This is a genomic window from Polaribacter sp. IC073, from assembly GCF_007997075.1.
GTDB lineage: Bacteria > Bacteroidota > Bacteroidia > Flavobacteriales > Flavobacteriaceae > Polaribacter.
In genome coordinates, this window is record NZ_VORS01000010.1 from 130,783 (window position 1) to 152,880 (window position 22,098).

Annotated in this window: 15 protein-coding genes; 11 read left to right on the forward strand and 4 right to left on the reverse strand. The window is 31.8% G+C overall.

Annotated features, from left to right (window positions below):
- Positions 1-238: 238 nt before the first annotated feature.
- From lon to ES045_RS14640, 4 genes are all read right to left on the reverse strand, one after another.
- Positions 239-2,692 (reverse strand): endopeptidase La, encoded by a 2,454-nt coding sequence (gene lon / locus ES045_RS14625; RefSeq protein WP_147117023.1) that lies wholly within the window; start codon positions 2,690-2,692, stop codon positions 239-241.
- Between the two features lie 186 nt (positions 2,693-2,878).
- Positions 2,879-3,856 (reverse strand): Gfo/Idh/MocA family protein, encoded by a 978-nt coding sequence (locus tag ES045_RS14630; RefSeq protein WP_147117024.1) that lies wholly within the window; start codon positions 3,854-3,856, stop codon positions 2,879-2,881.
- Positions 3,846-5,729, reverse strand: coding sequence for a sodium:solute symporter (locus tag ES045_RS14635; protein ID WP_147117025.1), 1,884 nt, complete (start codon positions 5,727-5,729; stop codon positions 3,846-3,848). Before ES045_RS14635 ends, ES045_RS14630 begins: the two co-directional genes overlap by 11 nt.
- Before the next feature lie 227 nt (positions 5,730-5,956).
- Positions 5,957-8,455, reverse strand: coding sequence for a PIG-L family deacetylase (locus ES045_RS14640; protein ID WP_147117026.1), 2,499 nt, complete (start codon positions 8,453-8,455; stop codon positions 5,957-5,959).
- 176 nt (positions 8,456-8,631) lie between these two features.
- Between ES045_RS14640 and dnaN the strand changes: the two genes are divergently transcribed.
- The 11 genes from dnaN to ES045_RS14695 all read left to right on the forward strand — a co-directional run bounded on the left by dnaN (position 8,632) and on the right by ES045_RS14695 (position 21,999).
- Positions 8,632-9,750 carry a DNA polymerase III subunit beta gene (dnaN, locus tag ES045_RS14645; protein ID WP_147117027.1) on the forward strand — a complete coding sequence of 373 codons (1,119 nt, stop codon included), beginning with the start codon at positions 8,632-8,634 and terminating at the stop codon, positions 9,748-9,750.
- A gap of 169 nt (positions 9,751-9,919) precedes the next feature.
- Positions 9,920-10,468 (forward strand): ACP phosphodiesterase, encoded by a 549-nt coding sequence (locus tag ES045_RS14650; protein WP_147117044.1) that lies wholly within the window; start codon positions 9,920-9,922, stop codon positions 10,466-10,468.
- Positions 10,465-12,156, forward strand: a complete 1,692-nt coding sequence (ggt, locus tag ES045_RS14655; RefSeq protein ID WP_147117028.1) for a gamma-glutamyltransferase — start codon at positions 10,465-10,467, stop codon at positions 12,154-12,156. Before ES045_RS14650 ends, ggt begins: the two co-directional genes overlap by 4 nt.
- Positions 12,157-12,167: 11 nt before the next feature.
- Positions 12,168-12,587 carry a VOC family protein gene (locus ES045_RS14660; protein ID WP_147117029.1) on the forward strand — a complete coding sequence of 140 codons (420 nt, stop codon included), beginning with the start codon at positions 12,168-12,170 and terminating at the stop codon, positions 12,585-12,587.
- Positions 12,588-12,699: 112 nt separating this feature from the next.
- On the forward strand, positions 12,700-13,578 hold the full coding sequence (locus tag ES045_RS14665) for an RluA family pseudouridine synthase (RefSeq protein ID WP_147117030.1): 879 nt from the start codon (positions 12,700-12,702) through the stop codon (positions 13,576-13,578).
- Positions 13,579-13,708: 130 nt separating this feature from the next.
- Positions 13,709-14,986 carry a hypothetical protein gene (locus ES045_RS14670; protein ID WP_147117031.1) on the forward strand — a complete coding sequence of 426 codons (1,278 nt, stop codon included), beginning with the start codon at positions 13,709-13,711 and terminating at the stop codon, positions 14,984-14,986.
- Positions 14,986-16,068 (forward strand): AI-2E family transporter, encoded by a 1,083-nt coding sequence (locus tag ES045_RS14675; RefSeq protein WP_147117032.1) that lies wholly within the window; start codon positions 14,986-14,988, stop codon positions 16,066-16,068. The genes ES045_RS14670 and ES045_RS14675 overlap by 1 nt, the downstream gene beginning before the upstream one ends.
- 4 nt (positions 16,069-16,072) lie before the next feature.
- Positions 16,073-17,254, forward strand: coding sequence for a class I SAM-dependent methyltransferase (locus tag ES045_RS14680; protein ID WP_147117033.1), 1,182 nt, complete (start codon positions 16,073-16,075; stop codon positions 17,252-17,254).
- Between the two features lie 83 nt (positions 17,255-17,337).
- Positions 17,338-18,132 (forward strand): formate dehydrogenase accessory sulfurtransferase FdhD, encoded by a 795-nt coding sequence (gene fdhD, locus ES045_RS14685; RefSeq protein ID WP_147117034.1) that lies wholly within the window; start codon positions 17,338-17,340, stop codon positions 18,130-18,132.
- A gap of 4 nt (positions 18,133-18,136) precedes the next feature.
- The gene (locus ES045_RS14690) at positions 18,137-20,428 is read left to right on the forward strand and encodes an FdhF/YdeP family oxidoreductase (RefSeq protein ID WP_147117035.1); all 2,292 of its coding nucleotides are present in this window, start codon (positions 18,137-18,139) and stop codon (positions 20,426-20,428) included.
- A 35-nt stretch (positions 20,429-20,463) separates the two neighbouring features.
- Entirely contained in the window at positions 20,464-21,999 is a 1,536-nt protein-coding gene (locus ES045_RS14695; protein ID WP_223267269.1) for a hypothetical protein, read from the forward strand.
- The last annotated feature ends 99 nt before the right edge of the window (positions 22,000-22,098 follow it).

Consider the following 22,098-nt stretch of genomic DNA (forward strand, 5'->3'; position numbering starts at 1 on the left):
TAAGAGTCGCAAACTTCTTAGCATCATTATTTTTAGGATCGCTAATCGGTAGTTTTCAGCACAAAAAAAAGATATTCTTCTTTCTCTTCCTGAATTACAATAGGAATGCAAACTGCCTTTATGTCTAAATAAATTTAAGCTTCTCTAACTTCTGCCGTTTTTAATAATCTTTTCATTGTAGATTCGAGTAGCTTTAGAAAGCCATAAAAAAAGCCTCCAAATTGGAGGCTTTTTAAAATTACACTAATTTCTTAGCATTTTGAACTTTTTGCTTTGTGAGCGCCAATTCTATTACTTGTTTCATGTCTGTAACATAATGAAAAGTCATGCCTTTTAAGTAGCTTTCTTTTATTTCTAAAATGTCTTTTCTATTGTCTTCACACAAAATTATTTCTTTAATATTTGCTCTTTTTGCAGCTAATATTTTTTCTTTAATTCCGCCAACAGGCAACACCTTTCCTCGCAAAGTAATTTCACCAGTCATGGCTAATTTATTTTTGACTCTACGTTGTGTGTAAGAAGAAACCAAAGAGGTTAACATGGTAATACCGGCACTTGGACCATCTTTTGGCGTTGCGCCTTCTGGTACATGAATATGTACATTATACTTCTCTAAAATCTCTGGTTTAATTCCAAATTCTTCAGCATTCGACTTAATGTATTGCAAAGCTATTGTTGCAGACTCTTTCATTACTGTTCCTAAATTACCAGTAATAGAAAGTGTTCCTTTCCCTTTTGATAAAATAGATTCTATAAATAAGATATCTCCACCAACTTGTGTCCAAGCCAAACCTGTAACTACACCTGCAACATCATTATTTTCGAATTTACCTCTGTTTCTTGGTGCTCCTAAAATTTCTTCAACTTTTTCTGATGATAAAGTAATGTCATACTCCTCTTCTAAAGCGATAGATTTTGCTGCAAAACGAACCACTTTTGCTATTTTCTTCTCCAGACCACGCACTCCAGATTCACGCGTATACCCTTCCACAATTTGCTCTAATTGTTTTTTACCTAACTTTAAATCTTTGGGTGTTAAACCGTGTTCTTTTAGTTGTTTTGGTAATAAATGTCTTTTCGCAATCTCTACTTTTTCTTCAATAGTATACCCCGTTACATTTATAATTTCCATTCTATCGCGCAAAGCCCAAGGAATTTCTCCTAAATTGTTTGCCGTTGCGATAAAAAGTACTTTAGATAAATCGTACCCAACTTCTAAATAGTTGTCATAAAAAGCTTCATTTTGTTCAGGATCTAAAACCTCTAACATTGCAGATGAAGGATCTCCTTGATGGCTATTACTTAACTTATCAATTTCATCTAGAACAAAAACCGGATTTGAAGTTCCTGCTTTTTTCAAATTCTGAATTAAACGCCCTGGCATTGCACCAATATACGTTTTTCTGTGTCCTCTAATTTCTGCTTCATCACGCAGACCACCTAAAGACATTCTAACATATTTACGCCCTAAAGCTTCTGCTACAGATTTTCCTAGAGAAGTTTTACCAACTCCGGGAGGTCCGTATAAACAGATAATTGGCGACTTCATATCTCCTCTTAACTTTAAAACAGCTAAATGTTCTATAATTCTTTCTTTTACTTCTTCTAAGCCAAAGTGATCTCTATCTAAAACCTTTATGGCGTGCTTTAAATCGAATTTATCTTCCGAATAAATTCCCCAAGGCAATTCTAACAACAATTCTAAATAGCTTCTCTGAACACCATATTCAGCAGCTTGCGGATTCATTCTCTTTAAGCGATTCAACTCTTTTTCAAAAGTCTCCCCCACTTCTTCGCTCCACTTTTTAGTTTTTGCTTGCGCACGCATTTCCTCTAACTCTTCGTCATTAGAAACTCCACCCAATTCGTCTTGGATGGTTTTTAACTGTTGGTGTAGATAATATTCACGTTGCTGTTGGTCTAAATCTTCTCTTGTTTTAGACTGAATATCATTACGTAATTGTAATTTCTGAAGCTCTTTGTTTAGGTTTTTCAACGCTAATAAAGCACGTTCTTTTAGATTGTCTTTCTCTAAAATCACTTGTTTCTGAGCAACTGTTAAATCCATATTTGATGAAATAAAATTCACCAAAAAAGAATTTGATTTTATATTCTTAATTGCAAAAGACGCTTCAGAAGGCAACATTGGGTTTTCCTTTATAACCTCTAAAGCTTGCTCTTTAATAGAATCTATAATAGCTTCAAACTCTTTTTCATCATCAACCTCTCTATCTTCAATTGCTTCTTTTACAGTCGCTTTTAAATACGGTTTGTCTTGAACAATAGTATCAATTTCAAAACGTTTTTTTCCTTGAATGATAACGGTTGTATTTCCATCAGGCATTTTTAAAACACGTAAAATTTGTGCAACAACACCTGTTGTATGAATGTCTTTTAAACCAGGCTCTTCTTCGTCTTCATTTTTTTGTGCGACTACTCCAATTACCTTATCACCTTTGTTTGCATCTTTAATTAACTGAATAGATGCGTCTCTACCAGCAGTAATAGGAATTACAACTCCAGGAAATAAAACGGTATTTCTAAGTGGTAAAATTGGTAGTATTTCTGGTACACTTTCTTTATTGATAATTTCTTCGTCTTCCGGTGTCATCAAAGGGATTAACTCAGAATCTTCGTTTAACATACTGTGGAGCGACATATTGTCTAAACTCATTACTTTCGGTTTGCTCATCTTCTATATATCTGTCATACTGACATTGAACTTTTAAACTAAAAGATTCGACGCCCGTGTCTTATTTATTAAATAATTGAAAATCAAATCTTTAAAATTGAAATCAATTCACTTTCTACTTATAAAAATCAATTGTTGTGCCAAAAGATTTTATTGGCAAATAAGGTTGTTTAATTGCTGTAAACATTAAGATTTATACTCTAAACCTATAATTTTTCTAACGGAATCTAAGGTGCCAATTAGCTTTTTAGAAAAATCAAACGTCATAACATCGCTTTCTTTCTTATGTTCTCTTAAAAGTTGATTAAAATGTGCTATTTCAAAATTATAACCAATCGCATTTATTTTAAAATCGATAGTTTCTTCTTTTCCGTTTTCGAAAATGGTTATAGTAGAAGGTTCTTGAAAACGTGTGTTTATTTTTACAATTGCTTTGTCAAAGGTAAAAATCGCTTCTGTTGGTGTTTCTTCTTTAAGTGTACTTTTTAAAGTCGCTTTTGCTTTTTTATATTTAAAAACCATGTTGCATTCAGAATCTGCTCCATTTTCAAAAAAGGCGGCATTTGCTTCTATAGCAACGGGTTTTCCTAAAGTAGATAAAGCTGCAAAAACCGGATAGATTCCAATGTCTAACAAACTACCTCCACCCACTTCTTTTTTAAATAATCTGCTTTCTGTAGTATACGGTTTGTAAAACCCGAAATCTGCTTCTAAACTTTTAATTTGTCCAAATTTTTCATTTTTAACAATATCCAAAACATAATTAAAATGCGGTAAGAAATATGTCCATAAAGCTTCCATTAGCAAGACATTATTTTCTTTTGCAACTGTTATCATTTCGGTTACTTCTTGCAGATTCATTGCAAAAGGTTTTTCACATAAAACGGCCTTTTTATTCTGCAAGCAAAGTATTGCGTGTTCTTTATGAAAACTATGTGGCGTTGCAATGTAAATTGCATCCACTTCAGAATCTTTTGCTAATTCTTTATAAGAATTAAAAGCTTTTTTTGCTTTGTATTTTTGCGCAAATTCATCTGCATTTGGCTGCCTTCTAGAAGCCACTGCAAACAACTCTGCATTTTCTACAGTTGCTAAATCTGTGGCAAATTTATTGGCTATTTTTCCCAAACCAATAATCCCCCAGCGTATCTTTTTATTTTTCATTCATAATGGTTTTATCAATATTAAAAAAACCTAAAAAGAAGAATAAAATAATTAAAGTAACTACATGAATAATGTTTAAAGAAACATCATTTAAAATATCATAAGTAATTTTAAAAATAGCTAATGAAGTAATTATTAGTGTGAATTTACTCTGCTTATTTATCGATTTAAAAACAAATAATAAAGAGAAAAACGAAACCAAAATACATCCAATAAAATTCAACCATAAATAACTAATAATTGGATCTAAACCTTGTGCTTCTAAATTATATATTCCAAAATAGTAGATTGAACATATCAGTATTTGCGTAATTACAGCGGCTCTAAAAACAGCGTTTCCATTCACTTTTTTAAAGAAAAATGCGAGTAAGAAAATTCCCAACACATTTCCGTAGAAAATAGAACCAATAATATTTACCAACTGAATTAAATTATCGAATAAATTGGCAACACAAGCAACGGAGATCGCGATGATACCCCACACCAAGGTGAACCATTTAGATGCTTTCACATAATGTTCCTCGCTTTTTTCTCCTTTTACATTTCGTTTGTATAAATCCATCGCAGTTGTACTTGCCAATGCGTTTAATTCGGATGCTGTAGATGACATGGCTGCAGATAAAATTACGGCGAGTAAAAGTCCGATTAAGCCTCTCGGTAAATTGTTTAAAATAAAATGAATAAACACATAATCTTTATCATTCGATTCAATTTTATCTAGTGTATTTTCTTCATCAATTTTATCAATAATTACTTTTGATTTTGCTTTAATCGCTAAATCTCTTTCATTTAATTCTTGAATTTCTTGTTTTTCAGAAACCTGAAAACCATCAGCAAAAATTGCTTTTTTAGTATTTTCAATAGCAATATGTTCTGCCTCTAACTGTTTGTATTCTTGCGAATAATTCGAGTTTAAAACTGCGTTATTTGCTCCGGGATTAAAGTTTAATGGCGAAGGATTAAATTGATAAAACACAAAAACCATCACCCCAATTAACAAAATAAAAAACTGCATTGGTACTTTTAACAATCCGTTAAAGATTAAACCTAACTGACTTTCTCTAACAGATTTCCCCGACAAATAACGTTGTACCTGACTTTGGTCTGTACCGAAATACGATAACATTAAAAATGTTCCACCCAAAATACCCGTCCAAACGGTATAGCGATTGCTTAAATCAAAAGAAAAATCTAACACCTCCATTTTGTTACTTGCACCCGCAATTTCCAATGCTTTAGTGAACGTAATATCTGCCGGAAGCTGGCTCATAATCATGTAAAAAGCAATAACCATTCCTATAAAAATGATAATCATTTGTTGTTTCTGCGTAACATTTACCGCTTTTGTTCCACCAGAAACGGTATAAATAATTACCAAAAAACCAATAATAATATTTAAGGTTAGCAAATCCCATCCTAACACCGCAGACAATATAATTGCAGGTGCAAAAATGGTAATTCCTGCCGCTAAACCTCTTTGAATTAAAAATAAAATAGCAGCCAAACTTCTTGTTTTCAAATCGAATCTTCCTTCTAGAAACTCATATGCAGTGTAGACTTTTAGTTTGTGATAAATCGGTATAAAAACTACACAAATAATTACCATAGCAATGGGCAATCCGAAATAGAATTGCACAAACCCCATTCCGCTATGAAATGCTTGCCCAGGTGTAGATAAAAACGTGATTGCACTTGCTTGTGTTGCCATCACAGACAACCCAATCGTCCACCATTTCGAGTCACTTCCACCCTTTATATAATCTGTTACGTTCTTGTTTTTTCTAGTAACGTAGGTACCGTAAGCAACAATAAAAATTAGCGTTACCGATAAAATAATCCAATCTACAGCGTGTAATTTACTTTCTATTTCCATCAATTAAACTGTAAAATAATTCGTAATAAAATAAAACGCAATAATATAAATTAGATTGGCTATTAAAACCAATGAATATTCTTTTTTCCAAGTGTATTTTTGTTTTTCCATGCTGTTTTATTTTTTTTGAAGCTATTTCCTGCTTTCCACTATATCTTTTTTATGAAAAATAAAAAAGGATGCCGTTTCAATCAGGGCTAAACTTATTTGCTTACTTCTATACTTTTCTACCTTGAAACTTCTTTACCAACAGACAACATATTCGCAAATAATTTATAAGCGCCAGAAACACCTGCAGGCAACTCTCTAAAGAAACTTAAACCAGTGTAGATATAATTTCCTTTTCCATATTTTGCGATTAATAAACTTCCGTTTTTTGGTGTTTCTCCTTTATCATGCATCGAAAGAATCGGTGTATATTCTATACTCCAAGAACTAGGAAAATACAAACCTCTTTCTTGCACCCAACCCTTAAAATCTTCTGCTGTAATTTTATTAGGAAAATTTAAAAGAGAATTGCTTTCATCTAAAATTTCTACCTCTGCAAATTCATCTGTTACACGATCTCTAGAAAGTTCTAATGTAAAAGGAGCCCCAACATCTACGCCTCTATTGGTGTTGTATTGCACAATCATGTTTCCACCTTTTTCTACATATTCTAACAAAAATTTTTGTTTAAACTTTAATTCTTTCACCACATTGTACGCTCTAATACCTAAAACAATGGCATCGTATTTTAATAAATTTTTCTCGTTAATTTCTAAAGGATTAATATTTTCTACAGTATACCCAATCTGACGTAAACTTTCTGGAACAGCATCACCAGCACCTTTGATATACCCAATATAACTTCCTGCTTTTTTAATGTTTAAACGAACAACTTTTGCTTTAGATTCAGACAAAACGGTTTGTTTAGGAATGTGATTGTAGTTGATTTCGATCAACTCTTTTTTGTATGTTTTTCCTTCGGAAGTTGCAACGACTTCTATATTTCCTTCAGATTTATTTTTTGGAGGAGTGACTAAAAAGACAATGGTTTGTTTGTCTTTTTTCTGTGCAATATTAAAAGTAGTTTCTTTAGGTGTTACACTCCAATTTTCTGGAACCTTTAAACGCACTTTTCCGCTCACATAATTTGCACCTGCTCTTACTTCTACACTTATTTTTTCAGGAATGTTATCAGAAAAAACAAGTACTTTTTCTGTTATTCTTGTCGTTATTTTTGGCGAAATTTCAAAAGGCTCATAAATTTCTCCTTTGTCTTTTTCGGCATACCTCATTACAACATTTTTGGTAATTGTAATTGTCATGTTGTTAATGATAAGATTAAAATCTACCTTCACAACCCTTGGTGTTTCTGGTTTACCTATTAGTAATTGGTTGTCTACGGTATACATTCCTAAAGAAGCTTCCTTTTTTAACCAATAAGGATCGGTAAATTCATCTGTTTTTAATAAAACACTTTCTTTGAAAGTGAACTTTTTATTTTGGGCTAATTCGAAACCTTTATAAATTGTTTTTTTATCGAGAGTTGATGTAATTGAAGTCAATACCATATTAATATCACTTCTGTTTAACACTTCAAAATCTACATTAATAGCGGCATTTGGTATTCCCGAAGAACTATTTGCAGATGCTTCAATATACAATCCTGTGCACGCTTCAATAATTTCTTTCAGTTGTTTTTCTTTAATTTCTCGCCAATGAGCATCTTCTAACTCCTTAACTAATTGAAACGCTCGCATTAAATTAGGGATGTGCTTAGACGGATTCACAAAATCGAAATTATTTTCTACTTCGTATAAAATAGCACCAATATCTCCCCCCTTTTCAAGACGATTCCATGTTGTATTTATTCCTGAAAAAATATCGTTAGGGTCTTTTGGCTGCTCCCCTTTTAAAAACTCTACATATTCCTTTTGAGCTCCTCTTGTGGTGACTCTACCAAAACCTTGACAAAGATGTTGGCTGCTTGCCATGGATGCTAATTCGTTATTAGACAAACCTTTTAACGGATAATAAACACCAACATCAAAAGAAGTTAATTTTCCTTTTGTAGCATTGTCAAAAGCTGCTTGATCATTGTAAAACCAAGAAGATGTGTTAAAAAACAATCGTTTTGGCTGCCAGGTCTCTGTGTATTCTAATTGTTCTGCATATTGATTTTCATCTCCAACTAAATCAAAGGCAGCCACACTTAACATCGCAGAAGCGGTATGATGCCCATGTGTTGTTCCTGGAGTTTTGTGGTTAAACCGATTGATAATTACGTCTGGCTTAAAGGTTCTAATCGCCCAAACAACATCACTTAAAACTTCTTTTTCATTCCAAATTTCTAAAGTTTCATCTGGGTGTTTAGAATATCCGAAATCATTGGCTCTTGTAAAAAACTGTTCTCCACCATCTATGCTTCTAGCAGCTAATAATTCTTGGGTTCTAATGACGCCTAATAATTCTCTAATTTCTGGCCCAATTAAATTCTGACCTCCATCTCCTCTAGTTAAAGACAAATAACCTGTTCTTGCTTTTACATTGTTTGCCAAATAGGAAATTAAGCGTGTGTTTTCATCATCTGGATGCGCAGCAATATACAAAGCTGTTCCTAAGAAATTCAGTTTTTGAATTTTCTCATAAATCTGATTTGAGGTTAATTTTTGTGGTTTTTGAGCAAATACTGAAATTGAAATCAGTAAAAAAGCAACTATAAAAAGTGAAAATTTCTTCATAAATAAAAATTAGTCAGTAAAACAAATGTAGTTTTTTATCAATAAACATGAATTTTGTTAACACAATTATAACGTTTTAAAACTCATTAACAAAATGCTTATAACCTGTTAATAAATTAATTTTCAGAATCACTTAATAACATTATATTTGTAATACTAATTAAGATAAAAAATCAATGAAATTTATTGTATCGAGTTCGCAATTATTAAAACAATTACAAGTTTTAGGCGGCGTTATAAATAGCAACAATACCTTACCAATTTTAGATAACTTTTTGTTTGAATTGTCTGAAAATCAACTGAAAGTTTCTGCATCAGATTTAGAAACAACTATGAGTTCTGTAGTCGCTGTAGAAAGTGATAGTTCTGGTTCTATTGCTGTTTCTGCGCGTTTATTACTAGATACTTTAAAAACGTTTCCAGACCAACCTTTAACCTTTAAAACAGAAGGTGATAATACCATAGAAATTAGTTCTGACCAAGGGAAGTATGACATGGCTTATTTTGGTGGAGATGAGTTCCCGAAAGCAGTTTCTTTGCCATCGCCAAGTAAAACAGTAGTGCCTGCAAATATTTTAGGAACAGCAATTTCTAAAACGATATTTGCTGCCGGAAATGACGATTTGCGCCCAGTAATGAGTGGTGTGTTTTTTCAATTTAGCTCACAAAGCTTAACTTTTGTTGCTACAGATGCACATAAATTAGTGAAATATTCTAGAACTGATGTTACTGCAGATCAAACAGCAGAATTTATCATGCCTAAAAAACCTTTAAATTTATTAAAAGGAATTTTAGGAGGTTCTGATAGCGATGTAACTATTGAATATAATGATGCAAATGCAAAATTCACGTTTGATAATGTGGTTTTAGTGTGTCGTTTAATTGATGGAAAATATCCTAATTACGAAGCAGTAATCCCTAAAGAGAATCCGAATAAATTAACAGTTGATAGAGCTTCTTTCTTAAATTCTGTGAGACGTGTTTCTATTTTCTCTAGTAAAACTACGCATCAAATTCGCTTAAAGATGGCGGGTACAGAATTAAATATTTCTGCAGAAGATTTAGATTTTGCCAATAAAGCAGACGAACGTTTGAGTTGCGATTATCAAGGTGATGACATGCAAATTGGTTTTAACTCTCGTTTTTTAAGCGAAATGTTAAACAATTTAAGTTCTAATGAAGTTTTAATTGAAATGTCTTTACCAAACAGAGCAGGAATCTTAACACCTATAGATGGTACTGATGAAGGAGAACAAGTTACCATGTTGGTAATGCCTGTAATGTTAAATAATTAACAAACGCAGTCTATACTTTACATTAAAAAGATTTTTTAATTCCTTATAAGGAAAGAATATATACATAAATATTAAGAAAACCACAGCTTACAAGTTGTGGTTTTTTGTTTACATTTAACAAATGAATTTCTTAGCACATTTATACTTATCAAACAATAATACCAATATTATGATTGGCAATTTTATTGCAGATCATATTAGAGGAAATAATTACGAAGGTTTTTCTAAAGAGATTCAGCAAGGTATTTTCTTACACAGAGAAATTGATACTTTTACAGATGCACATGAAGTTGTTCGAAAAAGTAAAAGACGTTTGCACGAACGTTACAGACATTATGACGGCGTAATTATCGATATTTTTTATGATTATTTTTTAGCAAAAAATTGGGCAGACTATTCAGAAATTCCATTGAATGTTTACACAGACGCAATTAATAAAATGTTTGGTGAAATTTCAGATGAATTGCCTGTAAAATCTCAAAACTTCATCAAGTATATGATTGAATATAACATTCTATTCAATTATCAATTTAAAGACGGAATAGAGAAAGTGCTGAAGGGCATGAATAGTAGAACAAAAGGAAAATCTCAAATGAATTTGGCGATTGAAGATTTACGAAATTTAGAAGTCGAGCTTCAAGAAGATTTTACCCTATTTTTTAAAGACTTAATAGCGCACACTAATCAGAAATTAAAAGAAATTAAACATACAATATGAAAAAAACAATCTTATTATTCACACTTTCTTTAGTGTTGATCAACTGTAAAACAGCAGTTAAAAAAGAGAAAACTATTGGTTTAGTAACACAAAAAGCAATGGTAGTTTCTGCCAGAGAAGAAGCTTCTAAAATAGGAACGGATATTCTTAAAAAAGGAGGAAACGCTTTTGATGCCATGGTTGCTACAGAATTAGCATTGGCTGTTGCGTTCCCCTATGCAGGAAATATTGGTGGTGGTGGCTTTATGGTATATCGTAAAAATGATGGAGAAATTGGTGCTTTAGATTATAGAGAAAAAGCGCCTTTGGCATCTTCTAAAGACATGTTTTTAGATACTGATAGAAATGTAATAAAAGGAAAAAGTACGTTCGGTTCTATGGCAGTAGGAATTCCTGGCACGGTTGCAGGGGTTTTTGAAGCGCACAGAAAATTTGGAACACTTCCTATGGAAGAAATTTTACAACCTGTAATAGAATTAGCAAAGCGTGGCGTAATCGTTACAAAAAAACAAGAAAAAAGAATACAAAATTTTCAATCTGGGTTCTTAAAAGTAAATAAAGATTCTATTTTATTCAATAAAAACTGGAAAGAAAATGACACCATAAAGTACAATGCTTTGGCGGCAACGTTAACTAGAATTCAGAAAAATGGTAGCGACGAATTTTACAAAGGTGAAACTGCAGAAAAATTAGTCAGTTTTATACAAGCCAATGGAGGCATTATGACACTTGAAGATTTGGCAAAATACAAAGCTAAATGGAGAACTCCAATTACTTTTAATTATGATGATTTAAGAATCATTTCGATGTCTCCTCCTTCTAGCGGAGGAATTTGTTTGGCGCAAATTATGAATGCTATAGAACCGTATGATTTAGATAAATTTGGTCATAATTCTACAAAAGCAATACAAGTAATTACAGAAGCAGAAAGACGTGCTTATGCAGATAGAAGTTTCTTTTTAGGAGATCCAGATTTTGTAAAAATCCCGTTGAAAACTTTAATCTCTAAAGAATATATAGCTGGCAGAATGAATGATTTTTCTTTTGACAAAGCCACAAAATCTGAAGATGTTTCTCATGGTAGTATAAAAATGACAGAGAGTGATGAAACAACCCACTACTCTATTGTAGATCAATTTGGCAATGCTATTTCTGCAACTACAACCATAAATGCTGGCTATGGCTCTAAACTTTATTCAAGTGAATTAGGGTTCTTTTTAAATAATGAAATGGATGATTTTTCTAGCAAAACTGGTGTACCAAATATGTTTGGTTTGATTGGAGCTAAAGCAAATGAAATTGCTCCGGAAAAAAGAATGCTAAGTTCCATGACACCTACAATTGTAGAAAAAAATGGTCAACTTTTTATGGTCGTTGGTACACCTGGTGGATCTACAATTATCACCTCTGTTCTGCAAACAATCTTAAATGTACACGAATATAAAATGAGCATGAAAGAGGCCGTAAATGCTTCTAGATTTCATCATCAATGGCTACCAGACAATATAAAGATGGAACCAGACGGATTTTCTACCGAAATAAAAACGAACTTAAAAAATTTAGGTTATAACTTAGATGAAACAAACTCTCCTGTTATTGGTAAAGTAGCAGCAATTCTTGTTTTACCTAACGGAAAACTAGAGGGTGGTGCAGATAAACGAGGTGATGATGCTGCGGTAGGATTTTAAAAAACTTAAAAATGACACAACCTTTTCACATAGCAATTCCCGTTCAAGATTTAGAAAAATGTCGTACTTTTTACAGAGCTATTTTAAACTGTAAAGAAGGACGAAGTACAGACCAATGGGTAGACTTTAATTTCTTCGGACATCAATTAGTTATCCATCAGAAAGAAGGTTATGAACCAACTGTATCTGTAACAAATCCTGTTGACGGACATGAGGTTCCTGTGCCACATTTTGGAGTTGTCTTGACTTGGGAAGATTGGCATTCTTTAGCAGACCGACTAAAAGCGGCAAACATAGAGTTTGAAATAGCACCTTGTATTCGGTTTAAAGGAAAGGTTGGCGAGCAGGCAACCATGTTTTTTAAAGATCCAGAAAATAACGCTTTAGAGTTTAAAGCTTTTCAAGATATGAGTCAATTATTTGCTAAATAAAATATGTTTTGAAATAAATTCTGAAATGCCTCCTCGAGCGCAAAGGAGCTACCTCATTTTCATTTAACAATAAATATAGTTTCCTACTTAGTTTAACCCAACAAACCAAATAATGCAGTTATCCGAAACTCATATTGTACAAAAACTAGAAGAACCAATTCGTTTTCAAGAATATGCAGTGGGTATTTTTAATGCAATTCCTACAAAATCGGGTATTAAAAAAGCCATCAAGAAAGAGCTTATTTTTATTGATGAGCGTTTAGCATCAACTGCCAAATATATTTCGGGTGGAGAGAAAATTGACCTATTTGAATCTGAAAAATCTTCAACTTTTGAAAGATTAAAACTAGACTTAGAAGTCTTATTTGAAGATGAATATTTGGCAATTATTTACAAACCCGCAGGAATTCTAGTCAGCGGAAATAAGTTTGTAACCATTGCAAACGGCTTGTCTCAAAACCTAAAAAAAAGCACGAAACCAGATGCCGTAAAACCACAACCAATTCACCGATTAGATTATCCCACAAGCGGACTTTTATTAGTGGGAAAAACAAGTATGGCAATCACAAAATTGGGTGTATTATTTGAAAACAAAACAATTCAGAAAACATATTTAGCCATTACTATTGGTAAAATGGAAAATAAGGGAGAAATAGATTTCCCTGTTGATGAAAAAAAATCACTTACAGAGTTTGAAGTTTTAAGATCTGTTGTTTCAAAACGTTTTCTGTATTTAAACTTAGTAAAATTACAACCAAAAACAGGTAGAAAGCATCAACTAAGAAACCATTTATATGCTACTGGAAATCCTATTTTAGGAGATAAGAAATATTTTAAAGAAGGATTCCTTTTAAACGGTAAAGGGTTGTATTTACATGCCGCAACATTAGAGTTTATTCATCCGTTTACGCTAGAAAAAATTTCAGTTTCAAAAGAAATCCCTAAGAAGTTTACCAAAATATTTCAAAATTTATTTCTTAAGAACATATAAAATTAAAGGAAACATTCGTCTTCAAAATCTAAAAAACAAGTGTAATATCGTTGTTTTACATTATTGATATCATAGCAAATAAGTTCCGTTAAAAAGTAATAAATTTGTTACTCAATTTCAAAGCATAAAAATGAAGAAAATTTTCAAGTTTTTAATAATTATTATTCTATTATTAGTTACAGCAATTACCGTTTATTATTTTATAAATAATGAAAAACTTCCCGAAGGAACACAAGGAAAAGAAGCAGATGCATTGGCTACTAAAATGTTGAATGCCATAAACTACGAAGCTTTTGAAAACACAGAAGTATTAGAATGGAGTTTTACAAATGAGCATTTTTACAAATGGAACAAACAAGAAAATATTGTTACTGTTTCTTGGGATGAAAATAAAGTAATTTTACATACAAATGAACCAGAAAAATCTACTGTTTTTGTTGCTGATAAAAAAGTAGAAGACAAAGAAATTCTTAAAATGGCGAAAGACTATTTTAACAACGACTCTTTTTGGTTGATTGCTCCTTATAAAATTTTTGACAACGGAACAGAAAGACGTCTTGTAAAATACAACGGTAAAGACGCACTTTTAATAACCTATACTTCTGGTGGCTCAACGCCTGGGGATTCTTATTTATGGCTTTTAGATGAAAATTATTTTCCTACTTCTTTTAAAATGTGGACGAGCGTTATTCCTATAGGGGGTGTTTCTGCAACTTGGTCTGACTGGAAAACGACTAAAACAGGAATACAACTTCCTACAAAACACACACTTTCTTTGTTTGGTTTAGAAATTGACCTCGGAGACGTAAGCGCAGAAAACACAAAAGCAGATGAACTTGCCAACAAAGTATTAAAAGCTATAAATAATGAAGCTTTTAAAAAAACGCGATATATAGAATGGAATTTTGGCGGAAGAAGATCTTTTAAATGGGATAAAGAAAAACACATTGCAGAAGTTTCATGGGATACGATTCGTGTGAATTTACATCCTAGAAATAAAGAAAATAGCACTGTTTTCTTCAATAATAAAAAACAAGAAATTACAGACACAACGCTTGTAAAAAAAGCTTGGGATATTTTTAATAACGATTCTTTTTGGTTGATTGCTCCTCATAAACTATTTGATTACGGAACCATTAGAAGTATCAAAAAAGTTGATAATAAAGACGCTTTATTAGTAAAATATACTACCGGTGGTACAACTCCTGGAGATTCTTATGTATGGATTTTAGATTCCACTTATATTCCTAAGAGTTATAAAATGTACGTGCCGAGTAAAAATATGGATGGCGTTTCTGCAACTTGGGAAGGCTGGAAAAAAACAGAAAGCGGAACCTTATTACCGTCATACCATACGTTTTCTAATGGAAATAAGTTAAGCATGGGAGCCGTAAAAGCATACAATTAATGAACTCTAAAATAATAGCAACCGGAATTTTAAGAGCCATCGGAATTCTTCTAGGAGTTTTTCTTTTGGGCTATTTTTTATATGCAATTCAATCTGTAATTGTGTACATTATTATTGCAGGTGTTTTGTCTTTAATAGCAAGACCCATTATTTATTTTTTAAGAACAAGGTTAAGGTTTCCTAATACAATTGCTGTTGTTTTTACAATGACATTAATGCTAGGGCTGTTAACAGGTTTAATTTTAATGTTTATTCCTCTAATTGCAGAACAAGGGAAGAGTTTATCTTTGTTAGAAGTTGATAAATTGGAAAAAAATGTACAGCAAATTTTTAACCAAATTACATCTTATTTCTCGTCTAAAGGAATTGATGTTTTGGGTGAATTAAAAAACTTCGATATTGCGTCTCAGTTTAAAGAAATTCCTAATTTTTTAAATGCCGTTTTGGGGGCTGTTGGTACTATAAGTGTTGGTCTATTTTCTATTTTATTTATTTCTTTCTTCTTTATGAAAGACAATCAATTATTAAAAAATGGCGTAATGACAATTATACCAGATGAAACAGAAAGTAGGTTCTCAAAATCATTAGAAACTATTAATAATTTATTGTCTAGATATTTTATTGGTTTAATACTACAAATTACCATTCTATTTGTTTTATACACTTTTATATTACTTATTTTCGGTATTCATAATGCTGTTGTAATTGCATTTCTATGTGCGTTGTTAAACCTAATACCTTATGTTGGCCCAATGATTGGGGCTGTAATTATGTTTATTTTATCGATGACAAGTAATATTGGTTTAGATTTTCAGCATGAAATTTTACCAACCACAATTTATGTAATGGTGGGTTATTTTATTGCGCAATTAATTGATAATTTTGTGAGTCAGCCAGTTATATTTTCAAAAACAACAAAATCACATCCTTTAGAAATTTTCTTAATTATAGTTATTGGTGGTTTATTATTTGGTATTATTGGTATGATTACCGCTATACCATTATACACTGCTTTAAAAGTAATTCTGAAAGAGTTTTTATCTGAGAATAAAATTGTAAAATCTTTAACAAAAAACCTCTAGTTTATTGAATTTTAATCTTTTAAAACCAACTATTCAGGAGTTTATCTCGGCTAATTTAAAGGCAGATATTACAAAACTCCTTTTTAAAGGAAGTCCTTTTGAAGGTGTTTCTGTCCAAGAATTAGCGAATCAAATTGTTGTGAAACAAAAGGCTGTTACTAAATTGTCTACCTGGTTTGCTGCTGAAAATATTTATTATTCAGAAAAGGTTAGTATAGAGCAAACCTCTTCAGAAACTACAGCACAATACAAATCAAAAATTATTAAAGGTGCTTCAATTGTTGACATTACAGGTGGCTTTGGTGTGGATTGTTTCTATTTTTCTAAACAATTTAAAGAGGTAGTTCATTGTGAAATTAATGAAAAATTGTCTTCAATTGTAAAACATAATTATCAACAATTAAAAAAAGAAAATATTACTACCTTTTTTGGTGATGGTCTTCAATTTTTAAAAAACTCGGAAGCTAATTTTGATTGTATTTACATCGATCCATCAAGAAGAAACAATCTTAAAGGAAAAGTTTTTTTGCTGAAAGATTGTGTGCCAAATGTGCCAGAAAATATTGATTTTCTATTCAGTAAAACCCCTCAAATTTTACTTAAAAACTCTCCGATATTAGACATTACAAGTGCAATTAACGAACTAAAATTTGTAAAAGAAATTCATGTTATTGCCATTCAGAATGAAGTAAAGGAGGTATTATTTTTATTAGAGAAAGATTACATAGAAGAGATTCATTTAAAAACGATTAATTTTCTAAAAAAAGGTACTCAAGAATTCAATTTTAATTTGAATGAACATATACATTCAAACTATTCTGAGCCACTCACCTACTTGTATGAACCGAACGCTGCGATTTTAAAATCTGGCGGATTTCATCAAGTTTCAAAGCAATTAGGTGTTTTTAAGTTACATCAAAATTCTCATTTATACACTTCAGAAAAAATCATCAATTTTCCTGGGCGAGTCTTCAAAATAGAAAAGGTAATTTCTTACGATAAAAAGAAAATAGGCAAATTTCTAACAGATAAAAAAGCAAACATTACGACTCGAAATTTTCCAAAAACGGTTGCTTTAATCAGAAAAGAAACAAAAATAAAAGATGGTGGTACAACTTTCCTGTTTTTTTCTACAGATTTAAACAACAAACTCATTTGTCTTTTTTGTTCTAAAATTGAAAAATAATGTAAGAACGTTAAAAGTGAACAGATCTTAAAAGCTAGCTCTATTTTTAGTAAATTTGTAGAGAAAGCCTAACTTTCTTCTGTATGCAAACGTTAACCTATCAAGGAATAAAAATAACCAACAAACAACAAGCCACTGTTAACGATGTTTTAGTTGTAGAAGCTCCGTTGCAAATTAACATTAACAACGAGGCTTACACGGTTGTAATGAGAACACCCGATGATGATTTTGAGCTAGTACGAGGTTTGCTGTATGCAGAAGATATTTATAAAAATTCTTTAAATTTTATTTTTGAAATAATCAAAGAAGAAAACGAGGTTCCTTCAATAATAAATGTAGTTATTCCTAAAGAAAATTTAGGCAAAGGATATTTAAACAAAAGAACATTATTATCTGTTTCTTCTTGTGGAATTTGCGGAAAACAAGAGTTAAAAGACATAAAGGTTGAAGGGGAAAAACTGATTCAAAACACTCCTTTTTCATCAGAAATTTTACACAAAATGTATGCTGAAATGAAAGGTTTTCAGGAAACATTTAAAACATCTGGCGGAAGTCATGCTGCCGCAATATTTAACAAGAAACATGCTTTACTAACCATAAAAGAAGATATTGGTAGACACAATGCTGTTGATAAAACAGTGGGAGATTTATTGATAAATAGCTCCTTAAAAGAAGCCAATTATCTACTTGTAAGCGGGCGCGTTTCTTACGAAATTGTATCTAAAGCTTTTATTGCAAAAATTCCTATTATTGTTGCTGTTTCTGCCTGCTCTTCTTTGGCGGTAGATTTTGCAAAAGAATTCGGAATTTGTTTAATTGGTTTTACTAGGGAAGAAAAAATAACAATTTATTCGAATCCAGATTTTATAAAAAAATAGAAAAATGTCTAAGAAAATAAGCGCACAAACACCAGAAAAGTTAACAGGAATTCAGTTAAAAAAAATCCCCACTTCTGCTGTGGGAATTAAAGCAATTGTATCTGCTTTATCGCATGTGAAAAATGAAGTTGGTCTTGTACAGGGGATTACGCTATTAAAAAACATCAACCAAAAAGATGGTTTCGATTGCCCAGGTTGTGCGTGGCCAGATCCTGATGCGAAGCGTGCTTTCTTAGCAGAATATTGTGAAAATGGCGCAAAAGCTGTTGCAGAAGAAGCGACTAAGAATAAAGTTTCTCCGTTGTTTTTTGCAACGCATTCTGTCGAAGAATTATCTCAGCTTTCTGATTATGAAATTGGTAAAAGTGGACGAATTACGCACCCCATGTATTTGCCTGAAGGAAAAGATAATTATGAAGAAATTTCTTGGGAAGCAGCTTTTAAAATAGTGGGCGAGGAATTAAATTCTTTAAACTCTCCTGATGAAGCTATTTTTTACACATCTGGAAGAACAAGTAATGAAGCGGCATTTTTATATCAATTATTTGTGCGACAATTTGGTACAAATAACCTACCAGATTGTTCTAATATGTGCCACGAATCTAGTGGAAGCGCACTTTCTGAAACTTTAGGTATAGGAAAAGGTTCTGTTACTTTAGAAGATTTTAATCATGCCGATTTGGTTATTGTGATGGGGCAAAACCCTGGAACAAATCACCCGAGAATGTTAACTGCTTTAGGTGAGACAAAAAAACATGGCGGAAAAATTATTACTATAAATCCGTTACCAGAAGTAGGTTTAATGAATTATAAAGATCCTCAAAACCCTTTAAAGTGGTTTGGTGCTGGTCAAGATTTAACCGACTTATTTCTACAAGTAAAAATTAATGGAGATGTTGCCCTATTAAAAATCATCTTAAAGTTGATGAAAGAAAAGGAAATAGAAAATCCTGGAAGTGTTTTTAATCATCAATTTATAGAAGAAAAAACGGCTGGTATTGATAAAATGTTACAAGATCTCGATAATTATTCGATTGAAGAACTTGTTCCACAAACAGGAGTTTCGTTCGTAAAAATAAAAGAAGCTGCAGATCTTATTATTAACAATGAAAAGATAATTATTTGTTGGGCTATGGGTTTAACGCAACATAAAAATGCGGTAGACAATATTAGAGAAATTGTAAACATCTTATTATTAAAAGGAAGTATTGGTAAAAAAGGTGCAGGAACTTGTCCTGTTCGTGGACATTCTAATGTTCAAGGAGATAGAACTATGGGTATTTGGGAAAAAATGAGTACTTCTTTTCTAGACAAATTAGATGTTGAGTTCAATTTTAAATCACCTAGAAAACATGGTTTTGATGTTGTAAATTCCATTGAGGCAATGCATCAGAAAAAAGCTAAAGTATTTATAGGAATGGGGGGTAATTTTGTTTCTGCAACGCCAGATACCGAGTTTACTGCAGCTGCATTAAAAAACTGCAATTTAACGGTTCAAATCTCTACAAAATTAAATAGGAGTCACATAATTACCGGTAAAAAAGCGTTGATTTTGCCTTGTTTAGGTCGCTCTGAAAAAGACTTTCAATCTTCTGGAGAACAATTTATTACGGTAGAAAATTCTATGGGAGTTGTGCATCAATCTCATGGTCATTTAGAACCACATTCAGAAAAACTTTTAAGCGAGCCTGCAATTGTTGTTGGTTTGGCTAATGCTACTATAAAAAACCCCACAACAAATTGGTCTGCTTTTACGGCTAATTATGATTTAATTCGCGATAAGATTGAAGCTATAATTCCTGGTTTTGAGAATTATAATAAACGAGTTCGTGTAAAAGGCGGATTTTACCTACCAAATAATGCTAGAGAAAACAACTTCTCTCCTACTGAAACAGGAAAAGCAAATTTCACTTTAAATGAACCTTCTGATATTAAATTAGATAAGCATCAATTTATAATGATGACTATTCGAACGCATGACCAATACAATACGACTATTTATGGATTAAATGATAGGTATAGAGGTGTTTTAAATGAAAGAAGAGTTGTTTTTATGAATGAAGAAGATATGCATGAACAAAACTTAAAACAATTAGATTTAGTAGATTTAAAAAGTCATTTTAATGGTGAAGAAAGAATTGCAAAAGGTTTTTTAGTTATAAAGTATAATATACCTAGACAGTGTACAGCTACATATTTTCCGGAAGCAAATGTTTTAGTACCTCTTAAAAGTGTTGCTAAAATAAGTAATACACCAACTTCTAAAACCGTTGTTATTAGTATTGTAAAAAGATAATTTATATTTGTGAAATGATTTTTAAAGACAAAATTTTGAGACACTTATTTCTTCTAATTATAGTAATGCTATCTAGTAATTATTCTGTTGCACAAACTAAAAAAATTCCAGAAAAGAAAACTCAAAAAGGGTTTGTAAAAACTGATTTTCTTTCTATAAATATGCCAGAGACACAAATACTAAATGAGCCAAACATGGGGTTTTCTGGGATTCATTACAACATTTACTTAAATGAAAACTTTTATACTGGTGTTGGTATTTATGGCTCTGTAACTGGTAAAAGAGGCGGTTTTTTCACTTTAGGTATAAATGCAGGGTTCAAAAAGTATTTAAATGAAAAATTATATATCGATACCGGCTTTCATTTTGGCGGTGGTGGTGGCGCTGGTGCACCAGATGGCGGTGGCGCGTTTATTTTACCACATGTAAACTTAGGGCACGATTTTAAGCACTTTTCATTAAATACAGGCTGGAGTTATGTCAACTTTTTTAATGAAGGTCTAATTAAAGGAAATCAATTAAATGTAGCTTTAGAAATTCCTTTAAATTTTAATTATTCAAGTTATAAAAATACAGAAAGTACGTTTTCTTCAGATGTTTTAAGAACATCTTCTTGGAATCAAAAGACAAAGAAAACCTCATTTATGTTACATTTTAATAATTTAGATGTAACGAAAGCAAATGCAAATGCAGCACAAATAATAGAAGGAAAAACAATTAGACTCGCTGGTTTTGAGTTTGCAAATTATTTATCAAAAAATTGGTTTGCTTTCTTAAAATTAGATGGTGCTTATAGCGGTATTAGAGCAGGTTATATGGATGTGCTTCTAGGTGCTGGATATCATTTTTCTTTTAATAAGAACCGCACGAATATTTTAACAAAACTTGGTATTGGTGCTGGTGGTGGTGGTGGTGTAGATTCTGATGGAGGTTTTCTGCTTTATCCAGATATTTCTATTGAACAAAAAATATTCAACAATGTTTATATTTCTTTAAATAAAGGATACTTATTAACACCTAGTAGTATTTTTACAACTTCTACTTATGGTGTTGGTTTAAAGTATTATGTAGAAAGAAACGGTACTTTTTCAGATGAAAAAAAATTTAGCAACGGTAAGTTTAAAGGTATTGAAATCGTTTTAAAGCAAGATTGGTATTTCAATGCTAAAAGAATGACTAATCCTACGCAAGATATGCATCAAATATCGTTACAAGTTAATTTAGATTTGAATAAAAATTTATATGTCGCGGGTCAAACTTCGTTTGCGAACTTCGGTGATGCGGGTGCTTACGCAGAAGGGTTGATTGGATTTGGTGTAAAAACGAATAATTTACTAGATAAAAATACTGCTTTTTTTACACAAATATTGGCAGGTGCTGCTGGTGGAGGAAACATAAGTACAGGTGAAGGCCTTATTATAAAACCAAGTATTGGACTTGACTATCAAATAAACAGCACTTTAAGCTTAAGAAGCGCACTTGGTTATGTAAAAGCAAAGGGAGGAGACCTAAGTAACCCTTTTATCAATTTTGGAATTAAATATTATTTTTCTTTTTTAAACATGGAATAGATTTGTGTATATTTGCTACTTCAATTAGAAATAGTTGGTACTCCCTAATCAAATTTCCAATTACGTTCAAAAAAGGTTTGTTCTTAATAGTTCAAACTA

What these genes read in the sequence shown, in the direction of transcription:
- lon (WP_147117023.1), bottom strand. Translation starts at nt 2,692, where the DNA reads ATGAGCAAACCGAAAGTAATGAGTTTAGACAATATGTCGCTCCACAGT.
- ES045_RS14630 (WP_147117024.1), bottom strand. Translation starts at nt 3,856, where the DNA reads ATGAAAAATAAAAAGATACGCTGGGGGATTATTGGTTTGGGAAAAATA.
- ES045_RS14635 (WP_147117025.1), bottom strand. Translation starts at nt 5,729, where the DNA reads ATGGAAATAGAAAGTAAATTACACGCTGTAGATTGGATTATTTTATCG.
- ES045_RS14640 (WP_147117026.1), bottom strand. Translation starts at nt 8,455, where the DNA reads ATGAAGAAATTTTCACTTTTTATAGTTGCTTTTTTACTGATTTCAATT.
- dnaN (WP_147117027.1), top strand. Translation starts at nt 8,632, where the DNA reads ATGAAATTTATTGTATCGAGTTCGCAATTATTAAAACAATTACAAGTT.
- ES045_RS14650 (WP_147117044.1), top strand. Translation starts at nt 9,920, where the DNA reads ATGATTGGCAATTTTATTGCAGATCATATTAGAGGAAATAATTACGAA.
- ggt (WP_147117028.1), top strand. Translation starts at nt 10,465, where the DNA reads ATGAAAAAAACAATCTTATTATTCACACTTTCTTTAGTGTTGATCAAC.
- ES045_RS14660 (WP_147117029.1), top strand. Translation starts at nt 12,168, where the DNA reads ATGACACAACCTTTTCACATAGCAATTCCCGTTCAAGATTTAGAAAAA.
- ES045_RS14665 (WP_147117030.1), top strand. Translation starts at nt 12,700, where the DNA reads ATGCAGTTATCCGAAACTCATATTGTACAAAAACTAGAAGAACCAATT.
- ES045_RS14670 (WP_147117031.1), top strand. Translation starts at nt 13,709, where the DNA reads ATGAAGAAAATTTTCAAGTTTTTAATAATTATTATTCTATTATTAGTT.
- ES045_RS14675 (WP_147117032.1), top strand. Translation starts at nt 14,986, where the DNA reads ATGAACTCTAAAATAATAGCAACCGGAATTTTAAGAGCCATCGGAATT.
- fdhD (WP_147117034.1), top strand. Translation starts at nt 17,338, where the DNA reads ATGCAAACGTTAACCTATCAAGGAATAAAAATAACCAACAAACAACAA.
- ES045_RS14690 (WP_147117035.1), top strand. Translation starts at nt 18,137, where the DNA reads ATGTCTAAGAAAATAAGCGCACAAACACCAGAAAAGTTAACAGGAATT.